Genomic DNA, 24,545 nt, shown 5'->3' with positions numbered 1-24,545 from the left:
TAAAAGTTTCGCAAGAATTTCCACAAATTGTATAAAAAGACCTGCAATATGACTAGTATCTTTATAACTTGAAAAACGAGAATTTTTTTACATTAAATTATATCAGATATGAACTATTCAAACCAGCCATTTCCACAACAAAGAGATAATCAACCATTACAAGAAAAATACCAATTCACGAATCAATCAGACGATGATCGTAGAGAAGAAGAGAAAGAGAAACTTAAGGAAGAATTAGAAGAACAAAGTGGTGATTGGGGTGATATAGATCCCGCAGGTGGAGAAGAGCCAACTGCACCAGGTAGTGCTGTATAGTTTCTAAATTACAGATACCTATTAGTAAAATGCCCCCAAAAGTAAAAACTTTTGGGGGCATTTTTATATTATGTTATTAAATCTTTTCGAAATCAAAATCTTGTATGTGATCGAATAGTTTCGGACGGTTTTATTTTAAATATCTGCGCTGTTGCTAAATATCTTTTGCAAAAGTACATCTGTGCTTATGCACTAACGGATCAAAGTTTTTCCAAAGATTGTGGATGGCGTGGTTTTCTTCTAATTCTGGAGTTCTTATACACGTTTTGATCCCTTTTTTTTTGAAGGTATTGTAATATTCCTCAAAAATCACTGCGGTTACTCCTTTATTCTGAAATTCAGGCGCGACTCCTATAAGATAGAATAACACCTCTTTGCTAGTTAATTTTGCTTTTAGAAAATAAAGAAATCCAAAAGGAAATAATCTTCCTCTAGATTTCTGTAAAGCTTCTGCAAATGATGGCATCACAATACTAAAGGCAATCATTTTCCCATCTTTATCATCTATAAATTTGATATATTCTGGATTAATTAGTCCTATGTATTTTTTTTTGAAAAACTCTTTCTGTTTTTCTGAAACTCCAACAAAGGACGACAGGTTTGCATAAGTCTTATTAAAGAGATCAAACATTTCGTCGACTCTGCCCATTACATCTTTTTTAGTTTTGTAAGCGTGCGCTTTTAGTTCATATCTTCTCTTGATTAGCGTTGAAGCTTTCATGAAAAATTTTTCTTGAACATTGGCAAACGGGAAAATACTTTCGATGTATTCTTTCTCTTTTTCAAACCCCAAATGCTTTAAGTGCTCTGCGTAATACGCGTGATTATACCAAGTGATCATTGTCCCGACATATTCAAAGCCTTCAGTTAGCACCCCAACTTTATCTAGATTGGAAAACCCCATCGGACCTTCAATATGTTCTAGATTGTTCTTTTTTCCTAATTCACGTACTTTTTCTAGGAGTGCCTCGGTGACAGTTATGTCGTCAATTACATCAAACCAACCAAAACGAACTTTTTTCTTATTCTGAAGTTTTACTTCGTCCCAATTGATGATTGCCGTAATTCGTCCCACCGCTTTTCCATCGCGATACGCTAGGTAGAAATAGGCTTCGGCAGTTTCGAAAATAGGATTAGTTTTTTTGTTAAAACTCTCAACCTCATCCGAAATTAATGGCGGAATCCAATTAGCATTGTCTTTATAGATTGAAAAAGGGAATAATACATATTCCTCGATTTCCTTTTTTGAGATACATTCTTTTATTGTTATCATTTGTTATTCAGGAAGGTTATCGCCACCAACTTCGTCAATGCGTTTTGTCTTTTTCTTTTTGTCTTTTTTATCTTTTCCTTTTTTATCATCGTCGCCTTTGATACGAAGGAACACCTCTTTATAGTTTTCGTCAAATCTCCAAGAAACTCCTAGTCCTGCCATCATATAGGCGGGATTGTCTTTGATATTTGCTCCAATTGAAGCGTCAACTTGAAGGTTTTCGGCAATCAAATAAGCTGCTCCCAGTCTAAAGGCAATATCATTTCTGAAATCACTTTTATATCCTTGTGCTTCAACAAATCCAGACCACTGCTCATTAAACCCTCGAGTAAGCGTTATTATTCCTCCCAATATCATATAATCTGATCCAATTTTGTCTGCCTGAAAATTCATTACCAAAACGTGTTTTCCAAATTGGTTTTGCGTAATAACGGCAGCTTTTGGTGAGATTTTAGATTCATCTTCATAAGCAAAACCATCTTTGAAAAGATTAAAATTTGCTCCAGCATATATTCCGATTGCGGGAATTAACTGTCTCCAAATAAATTTATGATTTGCTTTCCAACTGTGGATACTCGGCTTTCTTTCAAAATTTTTATAGGGATCGTATACAAGAAACTTTGCACCAAGGGCCATTTGGCGTAAACCCGAAACTTTGTACTCGTAATCCGACCTTTCGTAATTTGAATATTGATATTGAAGGTCTAAGTTAAATTCTAATTGCTCCAAAAACGCACCGTAGCGAAGGCTCATCTCTGATCCTAAACCAAAACCTTTTTGATTTATAGATTTATTTTCTTCGTCAATTGCATAAACTCCAGCTTCGACTTGAAATACACTTTGTCCAACCGAAAATGCGGCCATCGATTTTCCGGGTCTATTAGAATTTATAACATCCGTAAATTGGCTGTAGCCGAAAGCAGTAGAGCATAAAGCAAGAATTGTTGATGCGAAACGTAATGAAAACATAGCTTAATGATTTTTTGAAGAACTCAAATGTACTGCAATTTATTATTAATTTAAGAATTATAGGCAGTTTTTGAAACTTTGATTTAGTAATTTTGCTCTTAATAAAATACAATTATGCAGACAGCTTCAATTCAAGGAGTAGTAAAAATACTTTTCTATTTTATAATATTTTATTACGTTGCAAAATTCGTGATGCGATTTCTCGCGCCTATTCTTTTGCGAAAAGCTATGGAAAAAGCACAAGAAAGCTTCCGTCAACAACAACAGCCGCAGCAACCACGAGAGTCTCAAACTACCTTTGAGAGTCCCACATCTGACCGCCCAAAAGAGAAAACAAAGGTTGGCGAATATATCGATTTCGAAGAAATCAAATAAATTCAATTTGATTTTCGGCTTAGCGTTTTTAATTTTCTACTTTTACAAAGTATATCAAACAGAATTTTCTAAGCATTTATGAAATCTATTAGTAAGTTTTATCCCCATTTGGCTGCAATTGCCGGTTTTATTATAATTGCACTTCTTTATTTTTATCCAGTTTTACAAGGCAAGCAAATCTTTCAATCAGATATTGTGCAGTATACTGGCATGGCCAAAGAGCAGAATGATTTTAGAGCATCAGAAAATCAGGAACCATTCTGGACAAATTCGGCTTTTGGCGGAATGCCAACTTATCAATTAGGTGCTAATTATCCTCATAATTATGTAAAAAAGCTTGACAGCATTATACGGTTTCTACCCAGACCTGCAGATTATCTTTTCTTATACTTTATAGGATTTTACGTTTTGCTGATTGTTCTAAAAATCAATCCGCTCAAAGCATTTATTGGAGCACTTGCTTTCGGACTTTCAACTTATATGGTCATTATTCTCGGCGTTGGTCATAATGCCAAAGCACACGCTATTGGATATATGCCACTTGTGCTTGCAGGAGTTTTGCTGGTTTACAGAAAGAGATATATTCTGGGCGGATTGCTTACGATGGTCGCAGCGGCTTTAGAAATTAATGCCAATCACTTTCAAATGACCTATTATTTGTTGTTTTTACTTCTAATAATCGGAATTTATTATACGTATATTTTTATTAAAGAAAAGGATTTCAAGACTTTAGGATTTACCCTTGCAACGTTTGGAATTGCAGCAATATTTGCAATTGGATCAAATGCCACGGGATTGCTAGCGACTGCAGAATATGCTGACTTTAGTATGCGGGCTAAAAGCGAACTTACTTTTAATCCTGATGGGTCAAAAAATACCACAACTGCTGCTATGGACTATGGCTATATTACTGAATATAGTTATGGTCTAGCCGAAAGTTTTAACTTGATTGCACCGAGACTTTTTGGTGGTTCAAACAGTGAAAAATTAGGAGAAGACAGCGACGTTTACGATTACTTAATTGGAGCGGGTGCATCAGAAGGACAAGCACGAGAATTTATCTCTGGTTTGCCGACCTACTGGGGAGATCAACCGATTGTGGCAGCGCCGGCATATATTGGAGCAATCGTTTTCTTCTTAGCGGTATTAGCATTTTTCGTAGACAATAAGAAAATTAAGTACTTATTATTAGCCGGTGCGTTGCTTTCGCTAATTTTATCGTGGGGAAAAAATTTCGCGCTTGTTACCGATTTTTTTATTCATTATGTCCCTTTTTACGATAAATTTAGAGCGGTATCTTCAATCCAAGTAATTCTCGAATTGTGTATGCCAGCAATAGCAATCATTGGACTTTCGGCTTATTTTAAGGAAGAAGACGAAGCCAAGCGATGGAATGCTCTTTGGAAAACAACTGCAATTAGTTTGGGATTGATTTTATTTTTATTTTTAATAAAAGGTTTCTTTAATTTCAACGGTTCCAATGACGGTGCATATGCTCAAAATTTCGGTCCAGACTTTGTTAGCGCACTTAAAAATGACCGAAAAACAATGTATTCTGCCGATCTTTTAAGAAGTGGGTTCTTTATAATAGTTGCTGGACTAATCCTTTATTTACACAGTTTAAAGCGTTTTTCGCAAACCACAGCAGTTATTTTGGTTGGCGTTTTTATGATTGCCGATTTATTTTTTGTAGATAAAAAATATGTTGACAGCAGCAGCTTTGTAGCAGCAAGACAAGTCGAAGAGCCTTTCCAGCCGACAGCAGCAGATCTTGAAATTCTAAAAGATACTTCACATTACAGAGTTTTTGAAGTTCAAGGTAGATTAAAGGCTCGAACTTCTTATTTCCATAAATCACTTTCTGGTTATAGTGCAGTGCGTCCACGAAGAATTGAGCAATTGTTTGATTACCAAATTGCAAAAAATAATTTTGAAATCCTGAATATGCTGAATACAAAGTATGTGATTCAGGTGGATGAAAAAGGACAGGAATTTCCTGCCGTTAATCCTGACGCTAACGGAAACGCGTGGTTTGTCTCGAAAGTGAATAAAGTAACGACTGCAGACCAAGAAATGAAGGCGCTGGATGAATTTAATAGTTTGGAAGAGGCAATCGTCAATACTTCTGAATTTCCATCTTTGAAGTCGTCAAATTTCTCAAAAGACAGCCTTGCTAAAATTGAATTGCAAGTGTATAAACCTAATTATTTAAAATACACTTCGAACAATGCAAATAACGGTCTTGCGGTTTTCTCTGAAATTTATTATCCGCAGGGATGGCAAGCGAGAATTGATGGAAAAGAAGTTGATCATATTCGAGTAGATTACACTTTAAGAGCATTGGAAATTCCGAAAGGAAATCATACAATTGAATTTAGTTTTGAGCCGCAAGTGGTTAAAACTGGAAGTATGATTTCGCTGGTAAGTTCGTTAGGGATATTATTATTGATAGTTGGTGGAATTTACTATGAATTTTTCTTTAGAAAAGAAGAGTCAGATACATTTGAAGAGACAGAATAACAGATTTTAAATTTGAAAAAAGAGAGAAAGAAAGTTTTGATCATCACTTACTACTGGCCGCCTGCAGGGGGACCGGGTGTACAGCGATGGTTGAAATTTGTCAAATATCTGCCAGATTTCGATATTGAACCAATCGTTTATATTCCCGAAAATCCGACTTATCCAATTCTCGATTCAGATCTTGAAAATGATGTTTCAAAACAGGCAACAATTTTGCGTAAGCGAATTTTTGAACCTTACAGAATAGCTTCAATCTTCGGTAGTGGCAATATCAAGAAGATTAGCAAAGGAATTATTCCGCATCAGCGAAAGCAATCATTCTTTGAAAGGGCATCATTATGGATTCGGGGAAATTTATTTATTCCAGATGCCCGGGTATTCTGGGTGAAGCCGTCAATTACTTATTTAGATAAATATATTAAGGAGAATAAGATTGAAACTATAATTTCAACTGGACCACCTCACAGTGTTCATCTAATTGGTCTTGGGCTTAAAAAGTTGAATAATATTACTTGGATTGCAGATTTTAGAGATCCGTGGACTACCATTGGGTATCATAAGTCTTTAAAATTAACGGCACAATCGCAGCAGCGCCATATTTCCTTAGAAAAAGAAGTACTTAATACTGCCGATTCTGTAATTGTAACTTCTAGAACTACGAAAGTTGAATTTTCGAAGATTACTTCCAAGCCAATCGAAATCATTACAAATGGCTATGACGCTGAAAAAGTTCAGAAGAAAGCATTGGATACAAAATTTTCTTTGGCGCATATTGGATCTTTTCTTTCTGAACGTAATCCGCGTATATTATGGAAAGCTTTGAAAGAGCTAATCAAGGAAGAACCTGGCTTCGCTGATAATTTTGAATTAAAATTGGCGGGAGCAGTTAGTCCTATTATTCTGGCTAATATTGATGAATTTGGTTTGACAAAATTCCTAAACAATTTGGGATATTTGGCGCATAAGGAGGCTGTTGCCGAACAAAGAGCTGCGCAAGTCTTGCTTTTAATCGAAATTGACTCGGAAGAAACGAATGGAATTATTCCAGGAAAAATTTTCGAATATATGGTATCGGGCAGGCCGGTTATCGGAATTGGACCCGATATGTCTGATTTTGCCGAAATCATTACAGAAACCAACACGGGTGTTTTTATCAATTACGACGAAAAAGATAAATTGAAAGAAACTATTTTAGCATATTATACACAATATCTTCAAGGAAATTTAAAGTCAAATGCGGTGGGATTACAGAAATATTCTAGAAAAAATTTGACTTCTCAATTGGCACAAATTTTAAAGAAGTAGAATGGGCATCGTCATAAATCAATCGATAAAAAATACTATAATTACCTATATAGGATTTGCAATCGGTGCGGTAAATGCACTTTTTATGTATCCAGAATTTCTAGGAAAAACTTTCTACGGACTTACCGGTTTTCTGCTTTCTTCGGCCAATATAATTATGCCTTTAATGGCTTTTGGCGTTCATAATACATTAGTGAAGTTTTATTCCACCTACGAGTCTGACCTTCAAAAGTCACAATTTTTATCATTCGTTCTGCTATTACCGCTGCTCACAATTATTCCGCTCTCTCTAATTCTGTTATTTTTTTATAAGCAAATAGCACAATCATTGTCCGTAGAAAATCCTATCATATACGATTACGTTTGGCTTGTGCCAATCATCGGACTTTGTATGGGTTATTTTGAGATTTTTTATGCTTGGGTCAAAGTCAATATGAAATCAGTTTTAGGGAATTTTATTAAAGAAGTTTTTTTAAGGGTTTTAATTTCGATATTTCTCTTTGCCGTTTATTTCGACTACATCACCGTTGAGCAGTTTATTTATATTACGGTAGCAATTTATTTGGCTACAACTCTGCTGATGCTGTATTTTGCCATTCGCGTCAAGCGATTGTCTTTAAATTTTAATTTTCCAAAAAATAAAGGCCAGATTATTACCTATTCTATCTTTATAATTCTATCGGGCAGTGTGGCAGTTTTACTTTTGGATATCGACAAATTTATGCTCGGACAATACATTAACATTGACAACATTGCATTTTATTCTGTTGCAATTTTTATCGCCACCGTGATTTCGGTACCTAGTCGTGCGATGCATCAAATAACTTATCCAATCACTGCAAAGTTGATGAGCGAGAACAAATACGACGAGCTTAATCTACTTTACAAAAAAACCTCTATTACGCTTCAGATCGTTGGAGGATATGTTTTATTGGGAATTTTGATAAATATCAAATCTGTCTATTCACTCTTACCAATTGAATATTCTGGCGGAATTACTGTTGTATTTCTAATTGGTTTTTCAAAATATTTAGATTTAATATTAGGGAATAATAATGCAATTATCTTTAATTCAAAATACTATAAAATTGTGTTGATGCTGGGACTTTTGCTTGCGTTTTTTGCGATTACTTTGAATATGATTCTAATTCCATTGTACGGAATTATCGGTGCAGCAATTGCTACATTATCAGCAATTTTACTTTATAGTCTTGCCAAATTACTTTTTGTAGTTTTCCAGATGAAATTATTTCCATTTACTGTTGAGACACTCAAATCGTTTGGCATATTACTGCTAAGCTTTGGAGTTTTCTATTTTTGGGATTTTAATTTACACCCCATTATTAATATTATTTTAAAGTCGACCATTTTGACTGTTTTCTTTGGATTTATAAATTACTATCTAAAAATATCACCCGAAATTAATCAGGTGATAGATCAAATTTTTAAATTTATTCTGCCTCGAAAAATTAAATAAAGAGATGTTTAAAGTTTCTCTTTTAAGTATTGTCCAGTGATTGATTTCTTATTTCTAGCTACTTCTTCTGGGGTTCCAGTAGCAAGCACAAAACCGCCATTTTCTCCACCTTCGGGACCGATATCAATAATATAATCGGCACATTTAATTAGATCAAGATTGTGTTCGATTACAATAATTGAATGTCCTTTATCGATTAAAGCTTCAAATGAGGCCAGTAGTTTTTTGATATCATGAAAATGTAAACCAGTGGTTGGCTCATCAAAAACAAATAAAGCTTTCTCCTTTGTAACTCCTTTTACTAGAAAAGTTGCCAGTTTGATACGTTGTGCTTCCCCGCCAGACAGAGTGGAGGAGGACTGACCTAATTGTACGTATCCAAGACCAACATCTTGCAAGGGTTGAAGCTTTTGCATTATTTTAGTTTGTTTGGTTTCTGTAAAAAATTCTACAGCATCGTCAACGGTCATCGTTAGAATGTCGTCTATGTTTTTTCCTTCAAATCGAACTTCCAATACATCTTTTTTGAATCTTTTCCCTCCACAATCATCGCACGGCAACTGCACATCGGCCATAAAAACCATTTCCACATTAATTGAACCTTCGCCTTTGCACGTTTCGCAACGACCGCCATCAACGTTAAAAGAGAAATGTTTTGGTTGATATCCGCGAATTTTCGAAAGCTTCTCTTTCGAAAATAAGTCACGAATGTCGTCATAAGCTTTAATATATGTCACAGGATTTGACCTCGAACTTCTTCCAATTGGATTCTGATCTACATATTCAATATGTCTAATTTTATGGTAATGGCCGCGCATTTCTGTAAACTGTCCGCTTTTTTCGCCAGGTCCATCGAGATGTTTTTGCATCGCCGGAAAAAGAATTTTCTTAACCAAAGTACTTTTCCCACTTCCAGATACTCCAGTAATTACCGTAAGCATTTCAAGAGGGAAACGAACATCAATATTCTTTAAGTTATTTTCTCTAGCACCAAGAATTTCGATATAAGCATCGCTTTTCCGTCTAATTCTTGGAACTTCAATCTTTAGGTCACCATTTAAATATTTGGAGGTTAACGAGTCTGATCGCAAGATTTCATCATAAGTTCCTTGCGCAACAAGTTCACCACCGTAAGTTCCAGCTTCTGGTCCAATATCAATAATCATATCTGCCGCCTTCATAATATCTTCGTCGTGCTCTACTACAATTACGGTATTACCAAGTTCACGAAGCGCAATTAGCACCTTTATCAAGCGCTCAGTATCTTTTGGATGCAATCCAATACTTGGCTCATCAAGAATATACATCGACCCTACAAGGCTACTACCTAGAGAAGTTGCCAAATTTATTCTTTGAGATTCTCCACCAGATAAGGTTGCAGAGTTTCTATTTATGGTCAAATAGTCCAGACCAACTTGAGAAAGGAATGACAGTCGGTTATTTATTTCAATCAGCAAACGTTTTGCAATAATTGCGTCGTGCTCGCTTAATGTTAATTCTTGAAAAAATGGAATAATCTTTTTGATGGACAAATCGACCAATTCAGAAATAGTTTTGTCGCCAACTTTAACATAATTTGCTTCAACTCTCAGTCGTCGCCCAAGACAAGAATAACATTTTGTTTTTCCGCGATAACGCGATAGCATAACGCGATTCTGAATTTTGTAGTTTTTTGATTCTAATTCCTTAAAAAAATCATTTAGACCGGTAAAATAACTATTTCCTGTCCACAGTAATGCTTTGTGCTCATCAGAAAGTTCAAAATATGGTTTGTGGATTGGAAAGTCAAAACGGTGTGAATTTTTAACTAATTCATCTCTGTAGTAACTCATTGATTCGCCACGCCACGGAAAAATAGCATTTTCGTAAATACTCAATGACGTATTTGGAATGACCAATTCTGCATCAATTCCAATAATATTTCCATATCCTTGACATACTGGACAAGCACCATAAGGATTATTAAAACTAAAAAGGTGAACATTTGGTTCAAGAAAACTAATGCCATCTAAATCAAAATTACTGCTGAATTCTATACGATTCTTAGCATCAACTTCTTGAAGGTAGCAAATACCTTTTCCTTCATAAAAAGCCACTTGTACAGAATCTGCCAATCTATTAAAAAATGCTTCATCGTCGGCCACAACAATTCGATCAACAATTAACAGAATTTCTTTTTTGGCAAATTTAATATCTGCAATTTCATCCAATCGAACGGTTTCGTTGTCTACTAAAATTCTCGCAAATCCTTGCTGTAACAATGCCTTTAGCTTGTCTTCAAGAGGTCTGTCTTTTTCTAAAACTATTGGCGCTAGTAATAACCACCGTGAGCCTATTTCAAACTCAGACACTTTCTTAACCACATCTGTGACCGTGTCTTTTTTGACTTCTTGTCCAGAAATTGGAGAAATTGTCTTGCCAATACGAGCGTATAATAGCTTAAGATAATCGTAGATTTCGGTAGATGTTCCTACAGTCGATCGAGCGTTTGTAGTATTTACTTTCTGTTCAATTGCGATTGCCGGAGCGATTCCTTTTATATATTCAACTTTTGGCTTGTCTAGTCTGCCAAGGAATTGACGGGCATAGGATGACAAACTTTCTACATATCGACGCTGTCCTTCGGCGTACAAGGTGTCAAAAGCTAGACTAGATTTTCCAGAACCGGAAAGCCCTGTAATTACTACTAATTTGTTCCTCGGAATTACAACATCTAATTTTTTGAGGTTGTGAATTTCTGCTCCTTTTATTATAATGTTGGTTTTTGGATCCAACTTGCTAAAATCTTTCTGCATAGTAAAAAGCCCTTGTTTTTACACAAAGATACTAAAAAGTCAACGCTAGAATATCCTAATATTTAGTGAAGACTACTTCGCTTTTGAAATAGTTATTGTCCTTTTTTTGTTAAACTTTAAAAAAAGTTTGGATACTAAAGTTTAATAATGTTAAATTTGGTTAATATAAACTCTAAAAAAATAGCAGCCTATACAGCAAAAGTACTTTTAAAAATTTATGACCAACCCAAATTAAAAGGTACTATTATGGCTACTAACACAACTACTGACGCTTTATTGGTGAAGAATTATATTGCTGGTGACGAGAAATCATTAGAAATATTAATTAATAGACATCAATCAAAAATATACGGTTTTATCTATTCAAAAATTTCTGACAGAAATCTTTCTGACGATATTTTTCAAGATACCTTTATTAAAGTTATTAAGACTTTAAAATCAAATTCTTACAATGAAGAAGGTAAATTCCTACCGTGGGTGATGCGAATTGCACATAATTTGGTAATTGATCATTTTCGTGGTACCAAGAAGATGCCAATGTTTCGAGAAACCGAAGAATTTTCTATCTTCTCAATAATGTCAGATAATGTACCTAATATCGAAAGTAGGATTATCACTTCGCAAGTAGAAGAAGATATCCGTAAAATTATCGAAGAGCTTCCAGCTGATCAAAAAGAAGTGTTGATGATGAGAATGTATCAAGATTTGAGCTTTAGAGAAATTTCTGAACTTACCGGAGTAAGTATCAATACTGCCTTAGGAAGAATGAGATACGCGCTGATGAATATGCGTAAAGTTATTGACAAGCATCAAATAGTTTTGACAAACTAGTAATAATGTTTCAAAGATATCGTTATAATAAAAAACATAATGATATGGCTAAACTTTACTCTAAAAAATCTTCAGTAAATTCAAGCAAAATGCCCAAGAATAGTACAATAAAGTTTCTACTTGCATATTCGCAAGCACTACAAGTAGTTAAAGTGGGCAGAATGAATATTGAATTAATTGCAAACTAAAAAAAAATCCTGAGCTATTTCAGGATTTTTTTTTAGAATATTCGTCCAAAATTGATTTTCTTCCAATTGTCCTTGTAATAATATCTTTTTCTAAATCCCAACCTCTTGCCGGAGAATATTGTCTACCATACCAAATCATCTGTAAGTGGATATCATTCCACTTTTCTATAGGAAATAGCCGTTTGGCATCTCGCTCAGTCTGTTCGACATTTTTTCCGTTTGTGAGATTCCATCGATACATGAGACGGTGAATGTGAGTGTCAACAGGAAATGCTGGAAAACCAAACCCTTGGGACATTACAACAGATGCCGTTTTATGCCCTACCGCAGGGAAAGACTCTAGTGCTTCATACGTTGCAGGAACCTCACCATCATATTGTTCGATAATCATCTTTGAAAGACCAAAAATCCCCTTCGATTTCATCGGACTTAATCCACAGGGTTTAATTATTTCCCGTATTTCTTCTACGGACATTTTTACCATATCGTAAGGATTATCAGCTTTCGCAAACAATAATGGTGTTATCTGATTTACTTTTATATCTGTGCACTGTGCCGAAAGCAGTACTGCAATTAATAAAGTATATGGGTCTTTGTGGTCAAGCGGTACTTCAATGTTAGGGTAGAGTCTATCTAATTGGTCAATTACAAACTGAACTCGTTCTTTTTTATTCATAAATATTTGCCGTAACTTTAATGCAAAGATACATATTATGACAAAGTTTAAGGTAGGAGATAAGGCTCCAGATTTTGAAGGACTGGATCAAGACGGTAATATTCATAAACTGAACGATTATATTGGAAAGAAACTTGTTATTTTCTTCTTTCCAAAAGCAAGTACACCCGGTTGCACTGCACAAGCCAAGAATCTATCAGAAAACTACCAGGAATTTGAGGCTAAGAATTATAGAATTCTAGGCATTAGTGCTGATAGTCAAGAACGTCAAGCTAAGTTTAAAGATAAATACGAGATGCCTTTTCCATTAATTGCCGACGAAGACAAAAAGATTTTGGAAGCCTACGATGTTTGGGGTGAGAAGAAATTTATGGGTAAAACTTTTGACGGAATAAAACGCACAACTTTTGTAATTGACGAAAGCGGAAATATCGAAGATATAATTACGGCAGTCAAAACCAAAGAACATACAGCTCAAATTTTAAAGTAAAAAAAATAGCGGTCAACTTAGTGACCGCTATTTTATTATTTTTTAGCTTCTAATGAACGACTATGATCGTAATCAAAAAGCTTTTTATCTTTTATCAAGTTTGCAATTCCTTCAGGTAGCATTTGTTCCCATCCAGCTTCGCCTTTATTGATCATTTTTAAAACATCTCTAGAAAATACTCCTAGAATTGTGGAATCAGGATTTTCAATATCTACAAGTTTTCCGTTGAATTTAAAGAATTTATAAAGTTCTTTTAATCTTGGATGAACTTTTAGATTTTCAGAAGTAATAATTTCTCCGGATTCGTCCAGCATCGGATATAAGAATACTTTTAGATCTCTGTAGAATAATTTCCCAAAAGCCTCTAGAATTCCACCGCTAAGGTGTCTGTAGTATTTCTCATCAAAAATATAAACAAGATTGCTCACACCCATTGCGAGCACCATTCTTTCCTTGGTGTAATTCGCAAAATATTCTACAACTTTATAGTATTCTCTAAAGTTCGAAATCATTACGGTTTGCCCTAGAGAACAGAGCAATTCAGCTCGATCAATAAAATCAGCTTCATCAATTTCTCCTTCAAAAGCTAGGTTGGAAAGCGTGATTTCAAAAATTACCAGAGTATTTTCTTTATCAACTTTTTTGTCTTTTAGGAACATATCCATCGATTTCTGGTACATATCCATATTGACTTTAGTCACTGGTCTGAAACTTCCGCGCAACGCCAAAATATTCTTTTTGTACAACATGGTTGCTGGAAGGATATTATGTCCGTCTGGTGTAAACATTACCGCATCTGTCATTCCAAATTTTACAAGTTGCAAACTCATCAATCTGTTATCAACTTGAGCAAATCGAGGGCCTGAGAAGTTGATTGTATCAATTTCTAACTGATCTTTGTCTAAGTGATCGTATAAATAAGATATCAATACTTTAGGATCACGGTACTTATAAAAAGCACCATAGATAAGGTTCACCCCAAGAGTACCCAAAGTTTCCTGTTGCAACTTTGTATCTGTTTCTTTAAACTGAATATGTAAAGAGATTTCGTTATAATCTTCCTCTGGATCTAATTGGTAGCGAATTCCTACCCAACCGTGTCCTTTAAATTGCTTTGCAAAATCGATGGTGGCAACCGTATTTGCGTAGCTGAAGAAAATTTTTGTAGGATGCTTTTCTCGACTTAGGCGACTTTCCATCAAATCAACTTCGTGACTCAGCATTTTTTTTAATCTGCTTTCGGTTACATAACGTCCATCCTCTTCAATTCCGTAAATGTCGTCACTAAAGTCTTTGTCATAAGCAGACATTGCTTTGGCAATTGTTCGCGCAGATCCTCCTGATCTAAAGAAGTGGCGAACCGTTTCTTGGCCAGCGCCAATTTCGGCAAATGTTCCGTAAATATTTGTGTTTAAATTTATGCGAAGTGTTTTGTCGGCAAGGGATGGAACTTGGGCAATAATTCTATCTCCTTTTAACGAATTTTCAGTGTTCATAAAATCGTAATACTAGATTAAGTACAAAGTTAAGGAAATAGGGCAAGGCGAAAAGTTTTTTATCCTATTTTTGTAAAAATTAAAAACTTTGAAAGTATATTTTTTAGGTACTGGAACATCGCAAGGAATACCAGTGATAGGAAGCAAAGATCCTGTATGCCTGAGCAAAGATCAGAAAGATAAAAGATTGCGTGTATCGGTTTGGATTTACGATGATAACTTTTCGATAGTTGTAGATTGTGGGCCAGATTTTAGGCAGCAAATGCTTAAATCGGAATGTCCTTGGATTGATGCAATTTTATTTACTCACGAACATGCCGATCACACCGCAGGACTTGATGACATCCGACCATTTAATTTTCAGCAAGGCGCCTTAAAAGCTTATGGTCATAAAAGAGTTCTAGATAATATCAAAAGTAGATTTGGATATATTTTCGAAACTAAAAACAGATACCCTGGCGCGCCATCACTTGAAACAATCGAAGTTAATAATGATGAACCGTTTGAAGTGGCAGGAAAAAAAATTATTCCCATCAACGCTTTTCACGGATGGTTACAGGTTTTTGGTTATCGAATTGACAAGTTCGCCTATTTGACCGACTTAAAAACGGTTCCTAAAGAAGAGCTTTCTAAGTTTGAAGATTTAGATGTTTTAGTTATAAATGCACTAAGGGAGGAAGAGCACGAAACCCATTTCAGTTTAGCCGAAGCCTTAGATTTTATCAAACTTGTAAATCCTAAAAAGGCCTATCTTACTCACATCAGTCATAAAATGGGTTTTCATGAAGAGGTGCAGAAAAAGCTTCCTGAAAATGTTTTTTTAGCCTACGATAATCTCGAAATAACAATTTAATTCTTAAAAACCACCTTACTTGTAATGAAAAAATTATATCTGTACTTATTTATTTTCGCTGTCCTCTTTAACATTTTTACGTATATGTTTTTCAACAAACAATCGACTTTTCAGGAAAAGCGCTACGATGAAATGGCTCAGAAAATGCGTGATAGCATCAGCTTAATGAAAGGTTCTCCCTCAAATGATGATGATTATTTCGCACTAATTAAAAATGAGAAGGCTCAGAATTATTTTTACAATGAAGATCCTGCAAAAGATGTGGATTACGTGAAATTAATTCCATTTGTAAAGGATCAATTGTTGAATTACAACGATGATCCAAAAGGAAATAAATACACAGGCCAGGATCGAATTACTGATCAAAAATTCATCATCAATAAAATCAAGATTCTTAACCACCGATGGATTATCGCCGATTATAGCGATGGTGAATATTGGGGAGAAGCGATGATCAAATATTTCTTAAACGACGACGGTACGGTTTCTTTCGAGACATTTCAAAGTATTCTATACCAGAAATAAGGTTTTCATTTGAAGTGTCCTTTTTTGGGCGCGACCATCGCCAGAATGTTTTCGTTAAATACACTATTTAATGTGGCTCTGGTCAGGCTGTCCGCTGTATCTTTTCTTCCGCAAGCTCCAGAAAAGGATGCCGCTACCATCCTTCGCGCAAACCGTTAATGATGAGATTTACGTTGCTCTTGATTACTAAGTATTAGAAGAAATTTGTATAATAAAAAGCAAAAAATCGATTTGCAGACTAGATCTTAGTCCTCAAATCGATTTTTTTAGGTTTGTATAAAATCTACTTTTTTGTAAGTAGTAGCCAGCCCAGAAAATCTCTAAAATTTTGAGGAGAAACGCCGTGGCCAATAGGATATTCTTTATATGTAACATCGATCTTCATTGATTCCAAAACAGGCTTTGCCATACGTCCCCATTCTACGGGCACTACCTGATCCTGACTTCCGTGAGAGCAGAAAACCTTGAAATTATCGAAATTCTTTTCTCGGAAACCATCAACAATCAAGTCGGTATTTAGATAGCCACTCATCGCAACAATGCGGCGAATGCGCTCTGGATACGACAATCCAATCGCATAACTCAAGATAGAACCTTGGCTAAAACCGATCAATGTCACGTCGTCTTGGTCGATATTATACATCGGAATTATCTCGTCCAGAAAGTTCATAATCTTGTCTCGCGACACAATTGCTTCCTCATTATTCGAGAATTTATTCTGATCTGCGTCAAAATTTATTGCGTACCAAGCGTGGCCATAAGGCTGTAAATCGTAGGGCGCACGTACCGAAACGATGCAGTAATTTTCAGGTAATTCAGCAGCAAATCCGAATAAATCATCTTCGTTACTGCCATAACCGTGAAGCAAAAGCAACAGTGGATTCTTGTCTTTTTTAACTTTTGGTTCGCGAACCAAATGATATAGTGATGTTGTCATATTATTCTATATTTTTAAAAATTTTCTGAAAAAAATCTCCTAAGAGGGGAATTGCCCGCATCTGACCTTGCAAAGCGGTCGAAAAACCATAAATCCACAATATAAAAATAAATAACCAGAAAGAATAAGTTGCCATCCAACTATCAAAATAGCCTACAAAATATCCCAAAAGGAAAAAACTGATAAAAATTCCTAGTGATTGTCTGATATGGAAAGCAGCAAAGGCATTTTTCTTTTCGCCATTCATTACCATTGCGCTAATGGTTCCAATTATAGTGACATAGCTTATGATTGCAATCTTTTTTCCTTCATCCATATTCTCGAGCATAATCTTTATTTTAATATTAATTGTGAATTATTCAAAATACCGTAGACCTGTCCTTGAGTTTCAAAACCCAGAAATGCAGAATTTTTGGATTTCGATAGAATATCGTGGTTTGTAAAAGTTGCCGTTCCCATTGGAGTAAAAAAAGTGAAATTTGCTTTCGCTCCTTTTTCAATTTTGGTAGACTCTATTCCAAAAATCGCTTTTCCTGCAGTAAGTTTTTTAACGATTACTTCTGTTGGCAGAACTGTTTGCAGGGCTGAATATGCGCTTTCTAAACCAATTGTACCATTCATCGCAAGATCAAATTCCATCTTCTTATGTTCGATATCGATTGGATTGTGGTCAGAGGTGATCATATCTATTGTTCCGTCAATGACTGCTTCAATCAAGGCTTTTCTGTCTGAGTCTTCACGTAAAGGCGGTGTAACTTTGTATCTCGTATCAAAAGCTTGCAAAGTTTCGTCGGTAAGAGTCAAGTGGTGTACAGCGACGCTGCAGGTAACTTTTAGACCTTTAGCTTTAGCTTCGCGAATTAATTCGACCGATTTTGCGGTAGAAATTGTTGGTATATGAAGTTTCCCTCCAGTATATTCTAAAATAAATAAATTCTTGGCAAGGTCAACTTCTTCGGCAAGGTTGGGAATTCCTTTCATTCCCAGTTGTGTACTTATAATACCTTCATTGGCAATTCCGACACCTTTAAGATTTTTGTCTTCGCAAAAAGCGATGATTAAGCCATCAAAATCCTGAGCATATTGTAGTGCAATCTTAAATAAAAGAGAATTGCCGATGCTCTTATTATAATCGCCAAATGCAATTGCGCCAGCATTTTTCATATCAAAAAGTTCGGCAAGATCTTTTCCTTCCGACGCCTTTGTCAAAGCACCAATTGGATAAAGGTCTGTAGCTGCTGCGTTTGATTTGTTTTTTACAAATAAAACTTGTGACTGATTGTCTATACTAGGGGTAGAATTGGGCTGCAAAGCAACGGCTGTAAAACCACTTTTTGCTGCAACCATCAGACCGTTGCTGATAGTTTCTCTATCTTCATAACCAGGCTCGCCAAAACTTACGCTACTATCAAACCAACCGCTAGAAATATGTAAGTTCTCTAAAGTAAGTTCCTTAATATTAGAATCATTCTCAATGTTTTCTGCGATATTTGAAATGATGCCTTCCTCAATTAATAAATCGATTTTTTTATTATTAAATGGACTTGCAGCATCAATAATCGTAGCAGCTTTAATGATTATTTTCATTTTATAAATTTTTGAATGGCTATTTCAGTTAGTAAAAAGAGGAAGCAGAGGGCTATAAACCATTTCCAAAAGGAATTGTCTGTTCTGTCTGATTTTATAGTAGATAATATCGAATCAATATTTTCTGTGGTTTTTAGCTTGTCTAAAAGATTGTTGTCAATATTGCTTAAATCACTTTCTGATCGATTGTAATTAAAACTTATTAAAGCAACTTTTTCGCTCTTATTCATTACCTGATAATTTCCAGAAACCGAAGGATTATTGGCAAATGAAAGTGTGACTTTTTTATTAAAGACTTTCTGCATTGGGATAAAACTTTCATCCTTGTTTTCAACTTTCAAAACGGCATCTTTCCCCAAACTTGTAATTGCCGAAAAGGATTGTTCAGAACCAATTTTAATTGCAGTAATCGCCGCATTTGCATTGGCTTGAGCCATATTAAAAAAGGTGGGAACAATTAATGGTGAATTTTGAAAATTGCTATTTTTCTTATTTATAGGAGCCGAAAACACATAAACTTTTCCCGCTTTATGAGGAACGACAGCTAGAAAACTGCTTTGATCAACGTATTTTAAAGCTGATATTGCTGAACTTCTAATTTCAAATGAACCATTAGTTGAGGGATATTCGAAATTATCGACTTTCTTTTCAAATACTCCTTTAAACAATGGATTGTCAAATGCAATTGTGCTTACTTTCTTTTCTTGTTCAGTGTATTTTAAAAATTGATAATTTCCAAATTTAGAAAGAAGTGAAGATCCGTTCTCAGATGACATTGATTTTGATGGAATCACAATCACAATTCCACCTTCGGCGCAAAAGGCTTTTAAATTTGTTTGAAGTGCTTCGGGAATTTCTGATAATTCATTCAACACAATAACATCTTGGTTTTGCAATAAACTATAATCGAGTTTTTGAATAGTCGAATTTTGATAATCAAATTCTTCTGACGTATAAATCCTTTTTAGAAATCCTGATAGATCGTCTTCTCCAATACTGATCACCGAAGTTTTCTTTGGACTTGCGATCGAAAAATAATACGTATTATCATATTCTAAAGCGTTGTCCTCGATTTGAACATATCCGTGAAAATCTGCTTTGGCTATTTTAAAGGGCACCGTAACTTTAGATTTATCAAATTGCAACAGTGTTTTAGCGACAAGCTTATCATTATTATAAAGGGCAATACTCAAATTGCCATCGTTTTTTCCGTAAGCGTTTACATCTACGGCAATATCGTAAAAACTATCTTGAATATCGCTGATGTAAACACTATCGATAGAAACATTGCTCGTTTTTTGAGATTTCGGAATTATAAAATGAGTCAGAAGTCCCTTGTTTGTTGCATCGACATCTTTAGATTTTAATCCAATTCCGTCAGTAATTACTATTATGTCCTTTCCTGCAATTGAATTTTTAGTATTGATTTTTCCAATTTGAGTTTCTAAATCAAATGAATTGTTTGAATATGAAATCTGTTGCAAATCCTTTTGCATCGAGGTAATATCGGTATCCCAATAATTCCCATCATTGGTAAGAAGTGAAAAGGTCTGATTTTCAGGAATCTCTTGAAGAATATCTTCAACTGAGCGTTTTAGCAATTCTCCTTTTTCTCCTTTTGCTTGCATCGAAAAGGAGTTGTCAAGAATAATATAAAGACTATTATTGGTGTTTGAAGTATCTTTAGCAGCGCTAAAAGGTTGTGCAAATGCGATAATTAGAGCTGCAAGAAGTAGCATTCTCGTAATAAGTAGCAACCATTTTTTAAGCTGTGAACTTTTTCTTGTTTGCACGACAAGGTTTTTCAAGAATTGAACATTAGTAAAATATTCTTTCTTAAATCGACGTAACTGAAATAAGTGAACTATAATAGGAATAACCAGAAGGAAAAGGAAGTAGAGAATTTCTGGGTATCTAAAGTGCATTCTTTTTTAAGTTTATCAAATATAGTAGTAAGTTTTCAAAATCAAAAAGTAAAATCAGAACATTTGACGCATTTGTCAAACCTCCACTTCTATTTTCAATTTACTTTTTCTTTTTATTTCTTTTTGCCGTTTGAGCGCGCAATAACCCTCTGTTAATCGAGCCGTGAGTTTTCTTTTTGGTTTTTGAAGGACCACCAAGATTCACTTTCTTATTTTTATCAGATTTTTCCTGAAAAGCACCGTCACCCGAAAGTTTTGGTTTTTTAAGAAGAAATTTAATTTTCTCTTTGTCTTTTTCTGGACCAATCAAAAAGGTAGAAATCGCAACCTCTTCAGGAAATTCGGTTATTTCAAGTTCATAATCCATTAATTCTTCAATAGACATTTGCATTTCCTGCTCTCGGGGAGTTACAAAATTAATTGCCGTTCCGCTAGCATCGGCACGACCAGTTCGACCAATTCGGTGCATATACTGCTCCGGCATTTCAGGCATTTCAAAATTAATTACGTGTGTAATATTTGAAATATCCAATCCACGCGCCATAATATCAGTAGTAATCAGTCCGCGCAATTTTCCATCTTGAAAGCTTGCCATCGTATTTAGGCGGTAATTCTGTGATTTATTTGAGTGAATAACGCCAAATTGATCTTCAAAATTAGGTTCGATTTTCTCGTGTAATAAATCGGCAATCTTCTTATTATTTACAAAAACCAAAACACGGCTCATATCTTCGTAATTTTGAAGTAAATGAGTGAGTAAGTTTATTTTCGTATTAAAATTCGGAACATTGTATGTCAACTGCTCGATATTTTCCAAAGGTGTTCCTGATGCGGCAAGTGTAACTTCTTCTGGATAATCAAAAAAGTCATTTAAAATTGCATCAACTTCATCGGTCATCGTTGCCGAAAAGAGAATATTCTGTCTTTTTTTAGGCATCATCGCAAGAATGGAGGTAAGCTGAACCCTAAAACCAAGATTCAACATTTCGTCAAACTCATCAATAACTAGTTTCTGGGTATCTTCAAAACGAATTACATTATCGAGCGCAAGATCCATCACACGTCCTGGAGTTCCCACAAGAATATCAATCCCGGTATAAACCGCCGTCTTTTGAGTGTTGATATTTACACCTCCGTAAACTCCGAGGGAGCGTACCGACATATATTTAGTTAATTTCTGAACTTCCTCTACAACTTGTACAACTAGTTCACGTGTAGGAACAAGAATTACCAGTTTTGGAGTATGAGAAGTAGAAAATTTGTATAATTTTAAAAGTGGTAATAGGTAAGCCAAAGTTTTACCAGTACCAGTTTGAGCAATACCCATCATATCACGACCGGACATAATAACTCCAAAAGATTTTTCCTGTATTGGCGTAGGCGAGGTAAAGCCCAGGTCGTCAATAGCTTTCTGTACAGATTTTGGAAGGTTAAATTGCTCGAATGTACTCATTTTAATTTTTTGGCAAAGGTACATTTTTTTTGACAGTTATGGGCTGTCAAGCCAAAAAATAGGAGATTTAGGAAGTCGGAATAATCACAATTATTGAAGAATTGAGGCTTGCAAAGTCCATTTTTTAAAGTTAAATCATATATTTGTTTCCAAACTTCAAAAAATGGCAGGCAACAGTTTCGGAATCCTCTTCAAACTTACTACTTTCGGAGAATCGCATGGCGAGGCAATCGGCGGTACAATTGACGGATGTCCATCTGGAATCAAATTAGATTTCGAAGCTATACGACGAGAGATGCAAAGGCGAAAACCTGGACAATCCTCGATTGTAACCCAGCGAAAGGAGGAAGACGAAATCGAATTTCTTTCTGGTATATTTGAAGGCATAACCACTGGCACGCCCATAGGATTTATTATTCGAAATACCAATCAAAAAACCGCAGATTACAGCGATAATCAAGACACTTTCCGACCAAGTCACGCTGATTATACCTACCAACAAAAATATGGGATTCGTGATTATCGCGGTGGTGGTCGTAGTTCGGCTCGAGAAACAGCAGTAAGAGTTGCTGCGGGAGCAATCGCAAAGCAACTACTTCCAGATCTAGTAATAAATGCTTTTGTATCGTCGGTTGGAGACATTTTTATTGATAAACCGTACCAAGCTTTAGATTTTTCGCTGACCGAAACCAACGATGTTCGTTGTCCTGATTTGGCTTCTGCAGAAAAAATGCAAAATTACATCAAAGAAATAAAAAAGCAAGGCGATACCGTTGGCGGTACCGTAACGTGTGTAATTCAGAATGTGCCACTTGGACTGGGGGAACCCATTTTTGACAAACTTCACGCCACTCTTGGTCACGCGATGTTATCCATTAACGCCGTTAAAGGGTTTGAATATGGAAGCGGTTTCTGTGGCGCCAAAATGCTTGGAAGCGAACATAATGATCTTTTTAGTCCCGACGGAACTACAAAATCCAATCTCTCGGGTGGAATTCAAGGCGGCATTAGTAACGGTATGGATATTTACTTTCGAGTAGCCTTTAAACCGGTGGCCACGATTATGCAAAATCAACAAACCATTAATGCAAAAGGAGAGACCGTCGATTTGATGGGCAAAGGGCGCCATGATCCTTGTGTTGTACCGCGCGCGGTGCCAATTGTCGAAGCGATGGCTGCTCTAGTGATGGCCGATTTCTACCTTTTAAATAAAATTTACAGCAATAAATGAAAATAGCACTGCACTGGAAAATATTATTCGGAATGGTTGCCGGACTCGTCTTCGGTTATATCATGAAGAATTTTGATCAATTGACTTTTGTAACCGATTGGATCAAACCATTTGGAACCATCTTTATCAACCTGCTCAAAATGATTGCGGTGCCACTTATATTGGTATCGTTGATTAACGGATTGGCTGACTTGCAAGATATTTCGAAATTATCCAAATTAGGCGGAAGAACAGTCGGACTCTACCTATGTACCACAGTCATTGCCGTTTCATTGGGTCTGGTTTTGGCCAATCTGGTAAAACCGGGCAGTTACATCAATCAAGAATCACGAGAATCACTATTATCTAGTTTTGCTGGTGACGCCGCTCAGAAAATTCAGTTGGCCGAAACTGCCAAAAATCAAGGACCATTGCAATCACTCGTAGATATTGTTCCCGAAAACGTATTTTTTGCGATGGGCGACAATTCCAAAATGCTGCAAGTAATTTTATTTGCCATTTTGATTGGAGTTGGATTAATCCTAATCGAACCCAAAAAAGCCGAACCCGTTTCTGCATTTTTTCGAGGTTTAAACGATGTAATTCTTAAAATTATCGACATTATTATGCTCGCCGCACCCATTGGAGTCTTTGCTTTGATGGCGGCCTTAATGGTCGAAATACCCGATTTTTCAACACTGCAGGCACTATTGGTTTATGCAGCAACCGTACTCACAGGGCTCTTATTGATGATTTTTGTGTTGTATCCGTCGCTCTTGATGATTTTTGCCAAGGTATCGCCGCGCCGATTTTTCTCTGCGATGATGCCAGCGCAATTATTGGCGTTTTCAACCAGTTCGAGTGCCGCTACTTTGCCTGTAACGATGGAAAGAGTAACCGAACATTTGGGCGTGGACGAAGAAGTTTCGAGTTTCGTTTTGCCACTTGGTGCGACCGTAAATATGGATGGAACAAGTCTTTATCAAGCGGTTGCAGCGATTTTTATCGCCCAAGCTTTTGGTTTAGAGCTTGATTTAAGCACACAGTTAATGATTGTAGTTACCGCCACTTTGGCGTCAATTGGCTCGGCAGCAGTGCCAAGTGCGGGAATGGTAATGCTAGTAATTGTACTAGGTCAGGCAGGAATACCCGAGGCTGGTTTAGCCTTGATTTTCGCCATTGACAGACCATTAGATATGGTTCGAACTGTCGTAAATGTAACATCGGATGCCGCCGTTGCTACGATTGTTGCAAAATCTGTAGACAAACTGCACGACAATCCCGTTCCTGTGAATTTGTAGAAAATTTTTAATTTATATAGCGTCCGTAATTTTTTATGGGCGCT

22 protein-coding genes are annotated in these 24,545 nt (G+C 35.8%); 12 read left to right on the top strand and 10 right to left on the bottom strand.

What is annotated here, in order from left to right; translation table 11 throughout:
• The first annotated feature begins 108 nt into the window (after window positions 1-108).
• Window positions 109-315, top strand: coding sequence for a hypothetical protein (locus SBO79_RS12285; protein ID WP_318640690.1), 207 nt, complete (start codon window positions 109-111; stop codon window positions 313-315).
• Window positions 316-469: 154 nt separating this feature from the next.
• Here the strand turns inward: SBO79_RS12285 and SBO79_RS12280 are convergent, their stop codons facing one another.
• The gene (locus tag SBO79_RS12280; protein ID WP_318640689.1) at window positions 470-1,588 is read right to left on the bottom strand and encodes a GTP cyclohydrolase; all 1,119 of its coding nucleotides are present in this window, start codon (window positions 1,586-1,588) and stop codon (window positions 470-472) included.
• Window positions 1,589-1,591: 3 nt separating this feature from the next.
• Window positions 1,592-2,557, bottom strand: coding sequence for a transporter (locus SBO79_RS12275; RefSeq protein WP_318640688.1), 966 nt, complete (start codon window positions 2,555-2,557; stop codon window positions 1,592-1,594).
• 114 nt (window positions 2,558-2,671) lie between these two features.
• On the opposite strand from SBO79_RS12275, the gene SBO79_RS12270 reads away from it, so the two are divergent.
• The 4 genes from SBO79_RS12270 to SBO79_RS12255 all read left to right on the top strand — a co-directional run bounded on the left by SBO79_RS12270 (window position 2,672) and on the right by SBO79_RS12255 (window position 8,234).
• On the top strand, window positions 2,672-2,932 hold the full coding sequence (locus SBO79_RS12270) for a DUF4834 family protein (RefSeq protein ID WP_318640687.1): 261 nt from the start codon (window positions 2,672-2,674) through the stop codon (window positions 2,930-2,932).
• 78 nt (window positions 2,933-3,010) lie between these two features.
• Window positions 3,011-5,452 (top strand): YfhO family protein, encoded by a 2,442-nt coding sequence (locus SBO79_RS12265; RefSeq protein WP_318640686.1) that lies wholly within the window; start codon window positions 3,011-3,013, stop codon window positions 5,450-5,452.
• A 12-nt stretch (window positions 5,453-5,464) separates the two neighbouring features.
• Window positions 5,465-6,757: a glycosyltransferase family 4 protein gene (locus SBO79_RS12260; protein WP_318640685.1), complete on the top strand. Its 1,293-nt coding sequence runs from the start codon at window positions 5,465-5,467 to the stop codon at window positions 6,755-6,757.
• A 1-nt stretch (window position 6,758) separates the two neighbouring features.
• Window positions 6,759-8,234 (top strand): lipopolysaccharide biosynthesis protein, encoded by a 1,476-nt coding sequence (locus tag SBO79_RS12255; protein ID WP_318640684.1) that lies wholly within the window; start codon window positions 6,759-6,761, stop codon window positions 8,232-8,234.
• Between the two features lie 8 nt (window positions 8,235-8,242).
• Here the strand turns inward: SBO79_RS12255 and uvrA are convergent, their stop codons facing one another.
• The gene (gene uvrA / locus SBO79_RS12250) at window positions 8,243-11,029 is read right to left on the bottom strand and encodes an excinuclease ABC subunit UvrA (protein ID WP_318640683.1); all 2,787 of its coding nucleotides are present in this window, start codon (window positions 11,027-11,029) and stop codon (window positions 8,243-8,245) included.
• Between the two features lie 246 nt (window positions 11,030-11,275).
• Between uvrA and SBO79_RS12245 the strand changes: the two genes are divergently transcribed.
• Complete coding sequence (locus SBO79_RS12245; RefSeq protein WP_318640682.1) at window positions 11,276-11,860, top strand: RNA polymerase sigma factor; 585 nt, start codon at window positions 11,276-11,278, stop codon at window positions 11,858-11,860.
• A 44-nt stretch (window positions 11,861-11,904) separates the two neighbouring features.
• Window positions 11,905-12,048 carry a hypothetical protein gene (locus SBO79_RS12240; protein ID WP_318640681.1) on the top strand — a complete coding sequence of 48 codons (144 nt, stop codon included), beginning with the start codon at window positions 11,905-11,907 and terminating at the stop codon, window positions 12,046-12,048.
• A 19-nt stretch (window positions 12,049-12,067) separates the two neighbouring features.
• Here SBO79_RS12240 and SBO79_RS12235 read toward each other — a convergent pair whose 3' ends face one another.
• Window positions 12,068-12,724, bottom strand: a complete 657-nt coding sequence (locus SBO79_RS12235) for an endonuclease III domain-containing protein (RefSeq protein ID WP_318640680.1) — start codon at window positions 12,722-12,724, stop codon at window positions 12,068-12,070.
• 37 nt (window positions 12,725-12,761) lie between these two features.
• Between SBO79_RS12235 and bcp the strand changes: the two genes are divergently transcribed.
• On the top strand, window positions 12,762-13,214 hold the full coding sequence (gene bcp / locus SBO79_RS12230) for a thioredoxin-dependent thiol peroxidase (protein ID WP_318640679.1): 453 nt from the start codon (window positions 12,762-12,764) through the stop codon (window positions 13,212-13,214).
• Between the two features lie 35 nt (window positions 13,215-13,249).
• On the opposite strand, the gene SBO79_RS12225 is transcribed toward bcp, so the two are convergent.
• Window positions 13,250-14,710, bottom strand: coding sequence for a TonB-dependent receptor (locus SBO79_RS12225; RefSeq protein ID WP_318640678.1), 1,461 nt, complete (start codon window positions 14,708-14,710; stop codon window positions 13,250-13,252).
• An 88-nt stretch (window positions 14,711-14,798) separates the two neighbouring features.
• Here SBO79_RS12225 and SBO79_RS12220 point away from each other — a divergent pair, with 88 nt between their 5' ends.
• Together SBO79_RS12220 and SBO79_RS12215 are read left to right on the top strand one after the other, a co-directional pair.
• A complete protein-coding gene (locus SBO79_RS12220) occupies window positions 14,799-15,563 on the top strand; it encodes an MBL fold metallo-hydrolase (protein WP_318640677.1) in 765 nt (254 codons plus the stop codon).
• A 24-nt stretch (window positions 15,564-15,587) separates the two neighbouring features.
• Window positions 15,588-16,088, top strand: coding sequence for a hypothetical protein (locus SBO79_RS12215; protein WP_318640676.1), 501 nt, complete (start codon window positions 15,588-15,590; stop codon window positions 16,086-16,088).
• A gap of 283 nt (window positions 16,089-16,371) precedes the next feature.
• Here SBO79_RS12215 and SBO79_RS12210 read toward each other — a convergent pair whose 3' ends face one another.
• The 5 genes from SBO79_RS12210 to SBO79_RS12190 all read right to left on the bottom strand — a co-directional run bounded on the left by SBO79_RS12210 (window position 16,372) and on the right by SBO79_RS12190 (window position 21,990).
• Window positions 16,372-17,025, bottom strand: a complete 654-nt coding sequence (locus tag SBO79_RS12210) for an alpha/beta hydrolase (RefSeq protein WP_318640675.1) — start codon at window positions 17,023-17,025, stop codon at window positions 16,372-16,374.
• Window position 17,026: 1 nt separating this feature from the next.
• Complete coding sequence (locus SBO79_RS12205) at window positions 17,027-17,353, bottom strand: hypothetical protein (protein WP_318640674.1); 327 nt, start codon at window positions 17,351-17,353, stop codon at window positions 17,027-17,029.
• Window positions 17,354-17,358: 5 nt separating this feature from the next.
• On the bottom strand, window positions 17,359-18,612 hold the full coding sequence (locus SBO79_RS12200) for a dihydroorotase (RefSeq protein WP_318640673.1): 1,254 nt from the start codon (window positions 18,610-18,612) through the stop codon (window positions 17,359-17,361).
• Complete coding sequence (locus SBO79_RS12195) at window positions 18,609-20,537, bottom strand: BatA domain-containing protein (RefSeq protein WP_318640672.1); 1,929 nt, start codon at window positions 20,535-20,537, stop codon at window positions 18,609-18,611. The genes SBO79_RS12200 and SBO79_RS12195 overlap by 4 nt, the downstream gene beginning before the upstream one ends.
• 100 nt (window positions 20,538-20,637) lie before the next feature.
• Window positions 20,638-21,990, bottom strand: a complete 1,353-nt coding sequence (locus SBO79_RS12190) for a DEAD/DEAH box helicase (RefSeq protein ID WP_318640671.1) — start codon at window positions 21,988-21,990, stop codon at window positions 20,638-20,640.
• 163 nt (window positions 21,991-22,153) lie between these two features.
• Here SBO79_RS12190 and aroC point away from each other — a divergent pair, with 163 nt between their 5' ends.
• Together aroC and SBO79_RS12180 are read left to right on the top strand one after the other, a co-directional pair.
• Window positions 22,154-23,221 (top strand): chorismate synthase, encoded by a 1,068-nt coding sequence (gene aroC / locus SBO79_RS12185; protein WP_318640670.1) that lies wholly within the window; start codon window positions 22,154-22,156, stop codon window positions 23,219-23,221.
• On the top strand, window positions 23,218-24,501 hold the full coding sequence (locus tag SBO79_RS12180; protein WP_318640669.1) for a dicarboxylate/amino acid:cation symporter: 1,284 nt from the start codon (window positions 23,218-23,220) through the stop codon (window positions 24,499-24,501). Before aroC ends, SBO79_RS12180 begins: the two co-directional genes overlap by 4 nt.
• Window positions 24,502-24,545: the final 44 nt, after the last annotated feature.

The sequence above is a fragment of the Flavobacterium ardleyense genome, assembly GCF_033547075.1.
Lineage (GTDB): Bacteria > Bacteroidota > Bacteroidia > Flavobacteriales > Flavobacteriaceae > Flavobacterium > Flavobacterium ardleyense_A.
The sequence above is the reverse complement of the archived record's forward strand: the minus strand, read 5'-3'. Positions and strand labels throughout refer to the sequence as shown.